Source organism: Streptomyces sp. NPDC088766 (assembly GCF_044750845.1).
Lineage (GTDB): Bacteria > Actinomycetota > Actinomycetes > Streptomycetales > Streptomycetaceae > Streptomyces.
In genome coordinates this window covers 290,851-305,755 of sequence record NZ_JBIVKQ010000001.1, presented here as the reverse complement: position 1 = coordinate 305,755, position 14,905 = coordinate 290,851, and the positions used below count along the sequence as shown (strand labels likewise).

13 protein-coding genes are annotated in these 14,905 nt (G+C 72.8%); 4 read left to right on the top strand and 9 right to left on the bottom strand.

The window, feature by feature from the left end:
- Positions 1-218 precede the first annotated feature (218 nt).
- Positions 219-959 carry a hypothetical protein gene (locus ACIP5W_RS01365; RefSeq protein ID WP_401464906.1) on the top strand — a complete coding sequence of 247 codons (741 nt, stop codon included), beginning with the start codon at positions 219-221 and terminating at the stop codon, positions 957-959.
- Between the two features lie 85 nt (positions 960-1,044).
- Here the strand turns inward: ACIP5W_RS01365 and ACIP5W_RS01360 are convergent, their stop codons facing one another.
- Complete coding sequence (locus ACIP5W_RS01360) at positions 1,045-2,085, bottom strand: NAD(P)-dependent alcohol dehydrogenase (protein WP_401464903.1); 1,041 nt, start codon at positions 2,083-2,085, stop codon at positions 1,045-1,047.
- 168 nt (positions 2,086-2,253) lie between these two features.
- On the opposite strand from ACIP5W_RS01360, the gene ACIP5W_RS01355 reads away from it, so the two are divergent.
- Positions 2,254-3,171 carry a helix-turn-helix domain-containing protein gene (locus tag ACIP5W_RS01355; RefSeq protein WP_401464900.1) on the top strand — a complete coding sequence of 306 codons (918 nt, stop codon included), beginning with the start codon at positions 2,254-2,256 and terminating at the stop codon, positions 3,169-3,171.
- A gap of 146 nt (positions 3,172-3,317) precedes the next feature.
- Here the strand turns inward: ACIP5W_RS01355 and ACIP5W_RS01350 are convergent, their stop codons facing one another.
- The 4 genes from ACIP5W_RS01350 to ACIP5W_RS01335 form a co-directional block, all read right to left on the bottom strand.
- Complete coding sequence (locus ACIP5W_RS01350) at positions 3,318-4,001, bottom strand: ABC transporter ATP-binding protein (protein ID WP_401464897.1); 684 nt, start codon at positions 3,999-4,001, stop codon at positions 3,318-3,320.
- Positions 4,002-4,044: 43 nt separating this feature from the next.
- Positions 4,045-5,493 (bottom strand): ABC transporter permease, encoded by a 1,449-nt coding sequence (locus ACIP5W_RS01345; protein WP_401464894.1) that lies wholly within the window; start codon positions 5,491-5,493, stop codon positions 4,045-4,047.
- 135 nt (positions 5,494-5,628) lie between these two features.
- Positions 5,629-6,876 (bottom strand): Ig-like domain-containing protein, encoded by a 1,248-nt coding sequence (locus ACIP5W_RS01340; RefSeq protein ID WP_401464891.1) that lies wholly within the window; start codon positions 6,874-6,876, stop codon positions 5,629-5,631.
- Positions 6,877-7,112: 236 nt separating this feature from the next.
- A complete protein-coding gene (locus ACIP5W_RS01335; RefSeq protein ID WP_401464888.1) occupies positions 7,113-7,490 on the bottom strand; it encodes a hypothetical protein in 378 nt (125 codons plus the stop codon).
- Between the two features lie 109 nt (positions 7,491-7,599).
- Between ACIP5W_RS01335 and ACIP5W_RS01330 the strand changes: the two genes are divergently transcribed.
- Positions 7,600-7,920 carry an LAETG motif-containing sortase-dependent surface protein gene (locus ACIP5W_RS01330; RefSeq protein WP_401464885.1) on the top strand — a complete coding sequence of 107 codons (321 nt, stop codon included), beginning with the start codon at positions 7,600-7,602 and terminating at the stop codon, positions 7,918-7,920.
- Positions 7,921-7,962: 42 nt separating this feature from the next.
- On the top strand, positions 7,963-8,763 hold the full coding sequence (locus ACIP5W_RS01325) for a hypothetical protein (RefSeq protein ID WP_401464882.1): 801 nt from the start codon (positions 7,963-7,965) through the stop codon (positions 8,761-8,763).
- 59 nt (positions 8,764-8,822) lie between these two features.
- Here the strand turns inward: ACIP5W_RS01325 and hutH are convergent, their stop codons facing one another.
- The 4 genes from hutH to ACIP5W_RS01305 form a co-directional block, all read right to left on the bottom strand.
- Positions 8,823-10,361 carry a histidine ammonia-lyase gene (gene hutH, locus ACIP5W_RS01320; protein WP_401465640.1) on the bottom strand — a complete coding sequence of 513 codons (1,539 nt, stop codon included), beginning with the start codon at positions 10,359-10,361 and terminating at the stop codon, positions 8,823-8,825.
- A gap of 155 nt (positions 10,362-10,516) precedes the next feature.
- A complete protein-coding gene (locus ACIP5W_RS01315; protein WP_401464879.1) occupies positions 10,517-11,659 on the bottom strand; it encodes a diguanylate cyclase domain-containing protein in 1,143 nt (380 codons plus the stop codon).
- 82 nt (positions 11,660-11,741) lie between these two features.
- Positions 11,742-12,542: an enoyl-CoA hydratase/isomerase family protein gene (locus tag ACIP5W_RS01310; RefSeq protein ID WP_401464876.1), complete on the bottom strand. Its 801-nt coding sequence runs from the start codon at positions 12,540-12,542 to the stop codon at positions 11,742-11,744.
- A gap of 1,174 nt (positions 12,543-13,716) precedes the next feature.
- Positions 13,717-14,844, bottom strand: coding sequence for an adenylate/guanylate cyclase domain-containing protein (locus ACIP5W_RS01305; protein ID WP_401464873.1), 1,128 nt, complete (start codon positions 14,842-14,844; stop codon positions 13,717-13,719).
- Positions 14,845-14,905 lie beyond the last annotated feature (61 nt).

The window sequence follows — 14,905 nt, the reverse complement described above, 5'->3', positions numbered from 1 at the left end:
CCGAGCCGCACCGCCTGCGCGCCCGCCACCCCGGCCGGCGCTCCGTCCGCCCCTGCGGCTGCCGCCCCCGTCACCCGCACCCGCACCCGGCAGGGGCGTCGAGGAAATCCGGCGGCGCACGGCCGCTCGTTCGTGAGTTACTGCGCGGGCAGCCGGTTCGACCGCGGCTGCATCCGCATCCGTCCACGTCGTCCGTACCGAACCCCGGGGAGATCCGCATGAATGGCAGCAGTGACGTGTTCCTGATCGGTGGGGGGCAGGACGAGTCGGCCGTCGGTGCCGTCTACGCTCCCTTCCTGCGCGCCGCCTCCGCGGCCGTGCCCCGGGTGCTGTGCGTCCTCGTCGACGAGGGCGAAGGCGCCGGCCTGTTCGCCCGGTACGACACCCTGCTGCGCAAGGCCGGCGACTGCGCGCCGGTGCCGCTGCTGCTGCCGCTCGGGGAGCCGTTCGAGCCGGGGGCGCTGACGGCGGACGTGGACGCGCTGCTGGTGTGCGGCGGGCTGACACCGGCCTACCAGGAGGCGTTCGCCGGCAGTCGTGACGCGCTGCCCGCGCTGCTCGCCGAGCGGGGTGTGCCGTACGCCGGCTACTCCGCGGGGGCCGCGATCGCGGCGCGGGACGCGGTGGTCGGCGGCTGGCTGGCGGACGGGGTGGCGGTGTGCCCGCCGGACACCGCGGAGGACCTGGAGGAGATCGAGGTGCGGCCCGGACTGGGGCTGGTGCCGTTCGGGGTGGACGTGCACGCGGCGCAGTGGGGGACGCTGGCGCGGCTGGCCGCGGTCGTGGCGGGCGGGCGGCTCGCGCACGGGGTCGCCGTCGACGAGAACACGGTGGTGCGGGTCGTGGGCGGACGGGCGCAGGTCTCGGGAGTCGGCCGCGCCCACTCCGTACGGCCCGCGCCGGGCGGCGGGGCGCTCGTGCGGTCGTACGGCGCCGGTGAGTCCTTCTCCGCGGGCTGACCAAGAGGCCGGGCCCGCGGAGGACGTACGACGAGGGCCCCCGCCGGCGTGTGCGGCCGGGGCCCGTCGATGGTGACGTGGGACGTCAGATGGTCGCCGTGTCGATCACGAAGCGGTAGCGGACGTCGCTGGCCAGCACCCGCTCGTACGCCTCGTTGATCTCGGAGGCGCTGATCAGTTCGATCTCGGCGCCGAAGCCGTGCTCGGCGCAGAAGTCCAGCATCTCCTGGGTCTCCTGGATGCCGCCGATTCCGGAGCCGGCGAGGGTCTTGCGGCCGCCGATCACCGAGAACAGGTTGAGCGCGACGGGCTCCTCGGGGGCGCCGACGTTGACGAAGGCGCCGTCCGTGCGCAGCAGGGCCAGGTAGGCGTCCAGGTCGAGCGGGGCGGAGACGGTGGACAGGATCAGGTCGAAGGTGCCGGCCAGTTCCCTGAAGGTCTCCGGGTCGCTGGTGGCGTAGTAGTGGTCGGCGCCCAGCTTCAGGCCGTCGTCCTTCTTGCGCAGCGACTGGGAGAGCACCGTCACCTCGGCGCCGAGGGCGTGCGCGATCTTGACGCCCATGTGGCCGAGGCCGCCCATGCCGAGGACGGCGACCCTCTTGCCGGGGCCGGCGTTCCAGTGCTTCAGCGGGGAGTAGGTGGTGATGCCGGCGCAGAGCAGCGGGGCGGCCACGTCGAGGGCGAGGCCGTCGGGGATGCGGACGACGAAGTTCTCGTCGACGACGATCTTCTCCGAGTAGCCGCCGTAGGTGGGTTCGCCGTCCTTGCCGACGGCGTTGTACGTGCCGACGCTGCCGCCGGTGCAGTACTGCTCCAGGCCGGCCTTGCAGTTGTCGCACTCGCGGCAGGAGTCGACGAGGCAGCCGACGCCCACGCGGTCGCCGACGGCGAACCTGGTCACACCGGGGCCGACCTCGGAGACGACGCCCGCGATCTCGTGGCCGGGCACCATCGGGAAGATGGCCTCGCCCCAGCCCTCGCGGGCCTGGTGGATGTCGGAGTGGCAGATGCCGGCGAACTTGATGTCGATCAGGACGTCGAACTCGCGGACCTCCCGTCGCTCGATCGTCGTGCGCTCCAGCGGAGCCTTGGCGGAGGGTGCGGCGTACGCGGCAACAGTGGTCATGCCGGGGTTCTCCTAGCAGTCGTACGCCCGGTCGGCCTTCGGACCGGGCATGGCGTCCAGCCTGCCCCGTATCGCGGCGTCCACCCAGGCCTCACTTGTGCCTACGTTCGCCGTGCCTACCACTGGCGGGGTCAGGTTCGCCTGCGTACGACCGTGAATACTGGACGCATGGACGAACAGGCCGATGCCGTACCGCAGCCCGGCGGGCGTCTGGACCGGCGTGCCGAACTCAGCGAGTTCCTGCGCACCCGGCGCGCCCGGCTGAAGCCGGGGGACGTGGGGCTGCCCGACTTCGGGCGGCACCGCCGGGTGCCGGGGCTGCGGCGCGAGGAGCTGGCGCAGCTGGCCGGGGTGTCGGTGGCGTACTACACGCGCCTGGAGCAGGGCAACGGGCGGAACGTGTCCGCGGAGGTGCTGGACTCGATCGCCCGTGCGCTGCGGCTGACCGATGCCGAGCACGCGCACCTGACCCATCTCGCCAAGCCGAAGCAGCACAAGAAGAAGCCGGCGGCACGGGGCCGGCAGGTGCGGCCGGCGCTGCGGGAGCTGCTGGACCAGATGGACGGGGTGCCCGCGTACGTGGTCGGGCGGCGGTCGGAGATCCTCGCCTGGAACCGGATGGCGGCGGCCGTGTTCGGGGACTGGGGCGAGCTGCCGGTCGCCGAGCGGAACTGGGCGCGGCTGGTGTTCCTGCGGCCCGACTACCGCGATCTGTTCGTGGACTGGGAGCAGAAGGCGATCGACATCGTGTGCACGCTGCGGATGGACGCCGGCTGCTATCCGGACGACCCGCGGCTGTCGGCCCTGGTGGGTGAGCTGTCGGTGAAGAGCGAGGACTTCCGGCGGCTGTGGGCGACGCACGACGTCAAGGACAAGGGCTACGGCGTGAAGCTGCTGCACCATCCGCTGGTGGGTGAGCTGTCCCTGCACTTCGAGGGGTTCCAGCTGCTCGGGGAGGGTGAGCAGACGATGGTGACGTATCACGCGGAGCCGGGGTCGCCCTCGGCGGAGGCGCTGCGGCTGCTGGCGAGCTGGGGGGCGGACGCGAGCCGGACGGGGGCGGGCTCCCCGTCGTCGCCGGTGTGACGACGCGCGCGCCTTCCCGGGCCGGGCGCGAACGGCCCGCCAGAGGCCGGTGCCTCGGGGGCCGTTCGCTCGTCGTGCCGTGCCGTGGGGCGTCGTGTCGTGCCGTGGGGCGTCGTGCCGTGCCGTGTCCGGGGTGCCGTACCGCGTCAGGAGACGGCGTTCTCCTTGACCGTGATCCTCCCCTTGCGGATGGTGGCCACGCGCGGGGCCCGCTTCGCGATGGTGGAGTCGTGGGTGACCATGATGAAGGTCAGGCCGTGCTCCTTCCACATGGTGTGCAGTACGTCCATGATCTCGTCGCGCATGCCCTCGTCGAGGTTGCCGGTGGGCTCGTCGGCGAGCAGCACCTTGGGCTGCTTCACCAGCGCGCGGGCGATGGCGACGCGCTGCTGCTGGCCGCCGGACATCTCGCCGGGGAGGTGTCCGAGCCGTTCGCCGAGGCCGACGGACCTCAGGGCCTCGGCGGACCGTTCGCGCCGCTGCTTGCTCTTCACGCCGAGCGGGACGAGGGCGGTCTCGACGTTCTCCTGCGCGGTGAGCGTCGGGATGAGGTTGAAGGACTGGAAGACGAAGCCGATGTTCTCGCTGCGCACCTTCGTCAGCCTGGCCTCGGACAGTGCGGCCAGGTCGGTGCCGTCGAGGACGACCTCGCCCGCGCTGGGCCGGTCGAGCCCGCCGAGCATCTGCAGGAGGGTGGACTTGCCGCCTCCGGTGGGGCCCTGGATGACGAGCCGGTCGCCGTCCGGGACGGTCAGGTCGACCCCGTCGAGGGCGTGGACGGTGTCCTTGCCGCGGGTGTAGCGCTTGGTGACGCCTCTGAGTTCGTACATGGGGACAACAACTCCTGGAATGGGTACGGGGGTCGGCGGTTGGTTATTCGACGCGTCGCAGTGCGTCGGCCGGCCGCAGCCGGGACGCCCGCCAGCCGCCGAACGCCCCCGCGATCAGACCGCCGGCGACGGCGAGTCCGACTGCGACGGCCACCGTCGTGACGCTCACCGGCGCCGTCAGCGCGACGTCGAGGGTGCGGGCCGCGGCCTGCCGGCCCGGACCGCCGAAGCCGCCGCCGGGGCCGCCCTGGCCGCCGCCGGCGGAGCCGCCCAGCTCGGCCTGGAGGGTGGGGCTGACGGCGGTCACGAGGTAGGCGCCGCCGAGGCCCAGCGCGATGCCCAGGGCGCCGCCGAGGAGGCCGTTGACCATGGCCTCGCCGACGACCTGCCGGGTGACCCGGCCGGACTTCCAGCCGAGCGCCTTGAGCGTGCCGAACTCACGCACACGCCGGGACACCGCGGAGGAGGTGAGGAGTCCGGCGACCAGGAACGCGGCGACGAGGACCGCGACGGACAGCCACTTGCCGACGCTGGTGGCGAGCGAGGAGGCCGTGGAGAGGGAGCCGGAGACGGTGTCGGCGAGGTCCGCGGAGGTCGTCACCGTCGTGCCCGAGACGTTCTTCTGGATCGCGGACTCGACGCTGTCGATCTTCTGCGAGTCGGTCGCCCGGACGTAGATCGTGGTGACCTTGTCCTTGGAGTCGCTGAGTGTCTGAGCCTGCGTCAGGGGGATGTAGACGTCGGCGGCGGAGTCCCCGCTGTCGGCGGTGGCGATGCCGATGACGCTGAACTCGACGCCCTTGACGGTGACCGTCGAACCGGCCTTGAGCTTCTTCTCCTTGGCGTAGGCCGAGTCCACGACGGCGACCTTCGCGTTCGTCTCGGTGGTCTTGAAGGTACGGCCGCCGGTGATCTCGGAGGAGGTCAGCGGGCCGAGCGCGGGCTCGGTGACGTCGGTTCCGTAGACGGAGTAGTTGTCGACGTCGAAGTCGGCGCCGCCGCCCTGGACCTCGCCCTGCGGCTGGCCGTCGCCGCCGCCGGGTCGGCCCTGTCCGCCGGCCTCGCCCTGCTGGAACTGGCCACGGGTGAACTGGCCGTTGACCTTGATGACCGTCAGGCTCAGTCCGCCGACCGCGTCGGAGACGCCGCTCTGCTTGCCGACCTCGGTGACGGTGGCGGCCGACAGGGTCTGGAAGCCCTGGACCATGACGCGGTCGCTGCTCTGCTCGGTGTCGGAGTCGCCGTCCTGCGCGTCGAACCGGAACCGCGGGCGCTCGGAGGTGTTGGCGGTGGGCTCGGCCGCCTTGGTGACCGTCATGTCCGTGCCCAGGCCGTAGAGGGACTGGAGGACCTTGTCCTGGGCCTTCCCCATGCCGGCGGACACGGAGGTGACGACGATGACCAGCGCGATGCCCAGGGCCAGTCCGGAGGCGACGACGAGGGCCGCTTTCCTGCGGCGGCGCAGTTCGCGCCTCAGGTAGGTGAAGAACATGGCCGCAAGCTAGGTACGGAGCGTGATGAAGGCGTAAGGCCGGCATAAAAGAAGCATGAGAAGGCTGTGCCCGGGCCCGGAAACACCGGTGCCGCCCCTGAGGGCGGCACCGGTGGACTGTGGACGGGATGTGCGTCAGGCGGCCGAACCGGCCTTCCACTGCGCCCAGTCCATGTTCCAGCCGTTGAGGCCGTTGTCCGGCGAGACGGTCTTGTCGCCGGTGTTCTGGACGACGACCACGTCACCCACGATCGAGCTGTTGTAGAACCAGGCGGCCGGCGTGTTCGGGTCGTCGGCGCCCTTGGTGTCGGACAGGCCGACGCAGCCGTGGCTGGTGTTCACCGAGCCGAAGATGGACTTGGCGCCCCAGTAGTTGCCGTGCAGGAAGGTGCCGGAGCTGGTCAGGCGCATGGCGTGCGGCACGTCCTTGATGTCGTACTCGCCCTTGCCGTCGTCGTCGGTGAAGCCGACCGTCGCGCCGTTCATCCGGGTCTCCTTGAACTTCTCGGAGATCACCATCTGGCCCTCGTACGTCTTGTTCTCGGGCGAGCCGGCCGAGATCGGGATGGTCCGCACGGTCTTGCCGTCCTGCGTGACCTTCATCTGCTTGGTCTTCGCGTCGACGTACGTGACCTGGTTGCGGCCGATCTTGAACGTGACGGTCTTCTGCTGGACGCCGAAGACCCCGTCGGCACCCTCGACCCCGTCGAGCGCGAGCTTCAGCGTGACGGTGGAGTTCTCCTGCCAGTACTCCTCGGGCCGGCAGTCCATGCGGGTGGCGCTGAACCAGTGGCAGGCGACTTCCTGACCGCTGGTGGTGTTGACCGTGACGCCCTTCTGGACGGCGGCCTTGTTGGTGATCTCCTTGTTGAAGTTGATGGAGACCGGCATGCCCACGCCGACGGTCGAGCCGTCCTCCGGCGTGAAGTTGCCTATGAAGCTGTTGTCGGGGGAGACCGTGGTGAAGGAGGCGTTCTCGTGGGCCTCCAGGCCCTTGGAGTCCTTCGCGGTCGCCGCCAGCTTGTAGGTGGTCGAGCGCTCCAGCTGGACGCCGGGCTTCCAGCTGGTCTTGTCGGCGGACAGCTCGCCCGCCACCTCGCTGCCGTCGGCCGCGGTCATCGTCACCTGGGTGAGCGTGCCCTTGCTCACGGTCACGGTCGCGGAGTTGTTGATGGAGGCGTTGTTCGAGCCGTCCGCAGGTGTGATCTTGATCTGGGCCTCGGAGGACTTCTGGGCCGCCGCCTCGTCGGCCTGGGCCTGTGAGGAGCCGCCTCCGCCGTCGGCCGCGTCACTGTCGCCGCTCGAGCACGCAGAGAGCACCAGAACACCACCGAGCAGGGCGGACGCGGTCATGAGACCCCTGCGCCGCCTACCGTCCGTCATCACACGCTTCTCCATCGTCGCCGAATCCCGGTAACCCCCGGGAGTCCCCGTCAAGACCTTCAACGCTACGACCGGTTCGTCCCGTTCCACATATGCCTGATGTGTGGGCCACACCACGTCCGCGGGCGCCCGGTCCCCTCCGGGGCCCCTGGTGCGGGTGTCGGTCGACGCGTCCCCTGAGACGACGAAACCCCGGGCGGTGGTTGCCGCCCGGGGTCACGAATTCCCCGAGACGCTCAGCCGATGCCGCCCGCGCGGCCGTCCTCCTCGACGTCCGCCGCGCCGTCCCGGTCGTCATCATCCTCGTCGAGGTCCCAGTCCGGCGAATCGGGGTCGTAGTCGACGGGCTCGGTGGACCAGGAGGCCTGTTGGAGTTCGACGCCGGGGATCTCGCCGACCAGGTCGAACGGGTCCACGAGACAGGCGAGGGCCTCGGCCGTGTCTTCCGTCACAGCACTCTCGGCCTGCGTGCGCTCACTCTCCGGAACCTCCGGGTCCGCGGCCTCCTCCGCAAGTCGCCGCAGCGCGGCCGCGGTCAGGGCGCCCTCGTCGTCGATCTCCAGGACGAGTTCGAGACGAAGGCGGACAAAATGTGATGTCTTTTCGGTAGTCATCCCCGGAGCGTACGGCTACCGGCGCCCGCGGCTTTCCCGCGGCCCACGCCGTTCATTAGCATCGGTGCACACGGCCAATTCGCCAGCGCCACAAGGGGATCGATATTCCGTGTCATCCGCTCGCCGTCCGTTGCTGACCGCCACCGCCGCGGGAACCCTGCTGGGTGCCCTGTGGTTCGTCCCGAACGCCCAGGCGACCCAGGACGAGCCCACCAGAACGGCCGTGACGACGCAGGTCACCACCCAGGCGCGGGCCGCGTCCACGGACATCGCCGGCACCGCTCTCGCCGACGGCACCTCCGCCGGCACCCGCCTGGCCGACACCGGAAGCTTCGACACCACCCCGTACATCGTGGGCGGGACGACCCTGCTCGCCCTCGGCGCCGGCTTCGTGGTGTATTCCGTTCGCCGGGAACGTCTGGGTTTCTGAATTGATTTGACGCTTACTTGACCCGACCTTCATAGTCCGCTCATGAAGAGATCATCGGGGGCGCGCCTGTGCGCCACGGCTGCTGTCGGCGCACTGTCGCTCGTCCTCATCACGGGCTGCTCGGACGAGGGGTCGAAGAAGGACTCCAAGGGATCCTCGAAGGGTTCCGGTTCCTCCTCCTCGTCCTCGGCCCCGGCCGCGAAGGCGCTGACCGCGGCCGAGCTGGAGAAGCTGCTGCTCGCCCAGGGCGAGGTCAAGGGCTACAAGATCGACGCGGGCGACCCCAGCCTGCCGGCGTCCAAGAGCGCGGTGAAGGTCGACAAGTCCGCCTGCGAACCGCTCGTCTACGCCATTTCCGCCCTCCCGCCGGGTGACACGGACGCGAGCGCGCGGAACACCGTCACGGAGGACAAGTCGGCTCAGGCGGGCACCAAGTCGCCGGAGGACATCAGCGAGTCGGACATCGAGGACGCCTTCGACGTCACCACCACGCTCGTCGGTCTCTCGTCCTACGAGGGCGACGGGGCCGAGAAGGCCATGAAGGCTGTCACCGACAGCGTCACGGCCTGCTCCGGCGGGTTCAGCATGTCGGCCGACGGCGAGACCCAGAAGGCCACCGAGGTCACTTCGGCCAAGGCCTCCGGGCTCGGCGAGGAGTCCGTGGCGTTCACCGTGGTCGCCGACATGGACGGCGAGGGTACGGCCAACTTCCAGGTCGAGGTGGTGCGCAGCGGCAGCACGGTCGCCACGTTCTACGGGATCAACCTCGGCGCGCTGGCCAAGGGCGGGGACTCCAAGGTCCCGGCCGCCGTCTCCCAGGCGCAGGTCGCCAAGCTCAAGTAGGCACACCGGGGCCCTGCCGCAGGCGCGTGCGCGCCTGCGGCAGGGCCCTTTCGTGCCGTCTAGCGGAGCGGCCCCGTCACCGTCTCCACGGCCGCGACCAGCCGTCCGTCGCGCACGACGGCGTCGGCCGCGGCGAGGTCGGGGGCGAGGAAGCGGTCCGGTCCCGGGCCCCGGACTCCCGCCTCGCGTACGGCGGCGAGGACCGCGCGGGTCGCGGGCGCCGGCGTCAGCCCCTCGCGCAGCTCGACGGCGCGGGTGGCGGCGTACAGCTCGACGGCGAGGACGCGCGTGAGGTTGTCGATGGCGGTGCGCAGCTTGCGGGCCGCAGACCAGCCCATGGAGACGTGGTCCTCCTGCATCGCGGAGGACGGGATGGAGTCGGCGGAGGCCGGCACGGCCAGCCGCTTCAACTCGCCGACCAGCGCGGCCTGCGTGTACTGGGCGATCATCAGGCCCGAGTCGACACCGGCGTCGTCGGCGAGGAAGGGCGGCAGGCCGTGGCTGCGGTTCTTGTCCAGCAGCCGGTCGGTGCGGCGCTCGGCGATCGACGCGAGGTCGGCGGCGGCGATGGCGAGGAAGTCGAGGACGTAGGCCACCGGGGCGCCGTGGAAGTTGCCGTTGGACTCCACACGGCCGTCGGGCAGGACGACCGGGTTGTCGACGGCGGAGGCCAGCTCCCGTTCGGCGACGAGGCGGGCGTGGGCCATGGTGTCCCGTCCGGCGCCGGCGACCTGCGGGGCGCAGCGCACGGAGTAGGCGTCCTGGACGCGGGGCGCGTCGTCCTGGTGATGCCCGGTCAGCTCCGAACCGGCCAGTACGGCAAGCATGTTGGCGGCGGAGTCGCCCTGGCCGGGATGCGGGCGGATGGCGTGCAGCTCGGGCGCGAGGACCCGGTCGGTGCCGAGGAGTGCCTCCAGCGTCAGGGCGGCCGTGACGTCGGCGGACTTGTAGAGGCGGTCCAGGTCGGCGAGGGCCATGATCAGCATGCCGAGCATGCCGTCGGTGCCGTTGAGGAGGGCCAGGCCCTCCTTCTCGCGCAGTTCGACGGGGGCGATGCCGTGCTCGGCGAGCAGCTCGCCGGCGGGCCGTACGGCCCCGTCCGGGCCCTCGGCGTCCCCCTCGCCCATGAGGGTGAGGGCGCAGTGGGAGAGCGGGGCGAGGTCGCCCGAGCAGCCGAGGGAGCCGTACTCGTGGACGACCGGGGTGATGCCGGCGTTGAGGAGGTCGGCCATGGTCCGTGCGACCTCGGGCCGTACGCCGGTGTGTCCGGAGCAGACGGTCTTCAGGCGCAGGAACATCAGGGCGCGGACGACCTCCCGCTCGACGCGCGGCCCCATGCCGGCGGCGTGCGAGCGGACGATGTTGCGCTGGAGCCGGCCGCGGAGTTCCGGGCTGATGTGCCGGGTGGCGAGGGCGCCGAACCCGGTGGAGACGCCGTAGACGGGCTCGGGCTTGGCCGCCAGCGCCTCGACGATCTGGCGCGCCGCGGCGAGGGCCGCCACCGCCTGCTCGGAAAGCTCGACCCGGGCGCCGTCGCGCGCCACGGCGAGCACGTCGGACGCGGTCACGCCCGAGGTCCCCACCACCACAGTGTGCATATCCATATTCAGGAGCGTACGCAGTGAAGATGAAGATGTCACCAGTGGGGGCGGGCTTCGCCCCTTACCGGTACGTCACCGCCGCTTACCGGTACGCCACCGCCGCTTACCGGTACGTCACCGCCGCCCGGCGCCGCCCGCACAAGCGCCGCCGCTCACCGCCGCCCGCGGAAACGCCGCCGCTCCCCGGCCGGACCGTGCGGCGGCTCGTCGGCCAGGCGGACGACCGGGTCGTCGGGCCCCTGCCGCCCCGCGACGACCGGCCGGGCGGCCCGGACGGCCTTGGCGCGGTACTGGGCCGCGTCCGCGAGCCGGAAGAGACGGCGGGCCGACCGCACCGGCCCGATCGGGTCCCCGGTGGAGGCGACCCCGCAGGCCACGCCCTCGCCCAGCTCCAACTCGGCCGCCCGGCGGCACAGTTCGTCGGCGACCTTCACCACGTCGTCGGCGGCCGGGCCGACGGCGAGCAGACAGAACTCGTCCCCGCCGAGCCGGGCGGCCAGCCCGCCGGGCAGCATCGCCCCGCACAGCGACAGCACGGACCCGAACCGCTCCAGGAGCCGGTCGCCGACGGCGTGCCCGCAGGTGTCGTTCACCCGCTTGAGCCCGTTGAGATCGCACACGACGAGACTCACCACGTCCCCGTGCACCCGGTGCCGCTCCACCGCCTCCTCCAGGCGTACGTCCACGGCGCGGCGGTTGGCCAGGCCGGTCAGGGCGTCCGTGAAGGCGAGCCGGCGGGCCTCCTCCAGCCGCTCGGTCTGGGCGAGCCCGGCCGCGACCACGGCCGCCAGGACCGTCGCGAAGTCGGCGTCGCCGCGGTCGAAGACGGGGGTGCCGGAGGAGCGGGCCACATACAGCTCGCCCCACGCCCGGCCGTGCAGCACGATCGGCGCGACCACGCAGGAGCCCCGCCCGCGCCGGCGCAGGGCGGCGACCCTCTGGTGGCAGTAGCCGGGGCGCCCGGCGGCCGGCCCCTGGGCCGTCTCCACCCAGGCGTCGGGCTCGCCGCCCGCCATCCAGCGCTCGTGCAGGAACTCGGTGATCTCCGGGAACCGGTGCACCGGATAGGCCTCGTCGTCCGGGAACTCGTCCTCGTCCGGCGCCCGGTCCCCCACGTTCACGAGGACGCGCAGCCGCCCGAGGTCGCGCTCCCAGACCGACAGCGCGGCGAACCCGCCGGCCAGCGCCCGGCAGGCACCGAGGGCCGCCGCACGCCACGACTCGCGGGGCGTGCGCGCCGCCGCCATCCCCTGCGCCAGCGCCACCACGGCCGCGAGGCGTCTGTCCTCACCCATCTCCCCAGGCTAGGGATATTTCGCCGCAAAGGGGACTCCTGGGCGGCGTCAGGAGTGACGGCCCCGCCTCCCCCGGACCGGTTCACCGCCCCGGCCACCGCGGCTTGCGCTTCTCGTTGAAGGCCGCGACCCCCTCGGCCCGGTCCCCGGAGAAGGCCACCGTCCGCCAGGCCGCGTCCTCCACCTCCAGACCCGCCCGCAGGTCCAGCCCCTGCCCCAGCCGCAGGGCGCGCTTGGCAGCCCGCAGCCCCACCGGCGAGTTCGCCCCGATGCGCTCCCCCAGCGCCAGCGCCTCCTCCCGGTCCCGCCCCTCGTCCACCAGGACGTCCACCAGCCCCAGCTCCCGCGCCTCGGCGGCCTCGACCCGCCGCGCGGAGAAGATCAGCTCGGCCGCGCGGGCCGCGCCCACCCGGCGGGGCAGCAGCTGGGTCCCGCCGCCGCCCGGGATCACCCCGACCGACACCTCGGGCAGCCCCACCACGGCCGTCCGGTCGGCCACGATCACGTCACAGGCCAGCGCCAGCTCGAAGCCGCCGCCCAGCGCGAACCCGTGCACCGCCGCGACCGTCGGCACGGGCAGCTCCAGCACGCCGGTGTACGCCCCCCGCGCGACCGGCCGCTGCCGCACCAGTTCGGCGTCGGAGAAGGAGTTGCGCTCCTTGAGGTCGGCCCCGACGCAGAAGGCCCGCTCGTGCGTCGAGGTGAGCACGACCACCCGTACGTCCCGGTCGTCACCCAGTGCCGCGCAGGCGGCCCCGACGGACCGGGCCATCTCGGTCGACACGGCGTTCATGGCCTTGGGCCGGTCCAGGGCCAGCTCCGCGACATGCCCGTCCCCGTGCCGCCGCACCAGCACGAACTCCCCGAACCGTTCCTCACTCATGACACCCTCCGGGTTAACGCGGGTTAACAGACCTGGCTCGCCCGATCATCGCAGCCGCGCCGCGCCGGGAAAAGGCCCGGCCGCGTCCGGCCCGCGCCGCACTCGGCCCCCGCCCACCCGTTCGAGTGACATCCCGCCCGACTCCACCCGCACCGCCCAAGGGAGCGCATAACGTGCGTCCGCCACGGCGCAGAGGGGGCGCGACGACATCGGGAAGGGCACGCGATGACGACCACACCGGTGAGGACCCGGGCCGCAAGCGCGAGAGCGGACTGTGCCGAGGAGGCCACCGAGGCGACGGGGACCGGCCGCGCACCGCACCGCCGCACCCGCGGGCGGCATCGCCGGCCCCGGTCCCGGCCTCGGCCCCGGAAGGCGCTGTTCGCCGCGGGCGGGTTCGCGCTGGCGGTGGGGGCCCTGAGCCTGCTGCGGCCGGGCCCGGACTCCGGCGTGGACACCGCCGAGGCCGGACCCCGGCTCCAGCCCACCGCGGACACCCGGCCGGAGACGGCCACGGGCCACCCGGCCGGCGCGACCGGCGTGGCCGGCGCGGTCTCCCCGGCACCCGGGCCGACGCCCACCGCCCCCGTTCCGATGGGCGGCACCCCCGCCTCCCCCGCGGTCCCCGCCGCCTCCCCGACCTCCGCGGTCCGCGCCCCCAGCGGTCCCTACGGCCCCCGCGCGACGCCACCGGCCGCGGCACGCCCGCGCACACCGGCGCCCACGTCCTCCCGGAGCGCGTCTCCCCGGCCTCCCCACGATTCCGGGCCCGCCGGGCCCACGGCGTCCCCGGCGCCCGGCCCGGCCACCGTCCCGCCGTCTCCCGGGCCGACGGGCGGTCCCGTCCTCTGCCTGCCGGTCGTCGGACTCTGCGTGGACACGCTGACCGGTCCAGCGAACTGAACCGGGGAACGGGACCCGGAGCCGGTCCGGCGGATCGCGCCAAGGACGCGGGACCCGGCACGCCCGCCCCCCGGACGAGTGCCCCGGCGGCGCCGTCCTCGGCCGCCGGCTCCCCCACGCCCGGTCGCGTTCGCGCGAGGGCCCCACCGCGACGACGGGCTCATACGCCGCGCAACCGGACGTACCGGCCCCGCTCACCCGGACCGAAAGGCGCCGCCGGCCCCTCCGACTCGACCCGCCGGTTCCCTCCGGCTCGCTCCGCCGGACCGGCCTACGCGCCGCCGCCGTTGCGCCGCGTGAGCAGCCAGGGCTCGACCACGCCCAGCCCGCGCACGGGCCGCTGCCACATCGGCTGGAGCGCGAACCGGTACCCGGGCGGCTCCTCGCCCTCCTTCTCGGCGGCGGCCGCGGCCTCGGCGGCCGCCGTCTCCGAGGCGGGCGCGTCGCCGGTGCGGACCAGTTCCTCGGCGAAGGCGCTGTCCACGAGCACGGCGTCCCGGGGCGCTATCGACGTCAGCCGGGAGGCCAGGTTGACCGTCGTGCCGAAGACATCGCCCATCCGGGTGGTCACCGTGCCGAAGGCCATGCCGACCCGCAGCTCGGGCATGGTCGGGTCGTTGCTCATCGTCTCGACGAGCAGCAGCGCGATGTCGGCGGCGGTGCCGGCGTCGTCGGCCGCGTACAGCACCTCGTCGCCGAGGGTCTTGATCAGCCGTCCGCCGCGGCCCGCGACCAGGTCGGCCGCGGTGGTCTCGAAGGCCTCGACCAGTTCGCCGAGCTCCTCCTCCTCCATGCGGCGGGTCAGCCGTGTGAAGCCGACGAGGTCGGCGAAGCCGACCGCGAGCCGGCGGTCGACCATCTCGTCGTCGTCCGCGGCCTGCACGACCCGCCCCGCCGAGGCGGCGAGCTGCCTGCGCCACACGTAGACGAGGAACTCCTCCAGTTCGGGCAGCAGCAGCTCGACGATCGGATACGTCACCTCGGTACGGGTCATCCCCGGCTCGGGCGGCTCGGTCAGCCCCTCCAGGAAGGAATCGATCTGCCACTCCGCCAACCGGGCGGTGGTCTGCCCGGTGGACCGCGCGACCTGCACCGCCATGGCCTCGCTCAGCAGCCCCGCCTCGACGAGACCGGCGAGGCGGCGCAGGGCCAGTACGTCGGCCTCGGTGAGCGCCTTGGCCTGCCCGATGTCGGCGAAGCCCATGGCACGCCAGAAGCGGGAGGCCAGCTCCATGGAGACACCGGCGCTGCGGGCCGCCTGGAAGGGGGTGTAGCGGCGCTCGGCGCCGAGGATGAGCTGCTCGAGGCGCAGGGCGAGAGGGTCGTCGCCGGGGTCGGCGGCCGGCACGTCAACCCGGCCGTCCGCGCCCTCGTCGGAGCCCGTGTCGTCGACGGTCACGCCTGCTGCCCTTCCGATCTATCGCGGTCAGGTTTCGACCGGCCCCAACTCTACGGCAGGT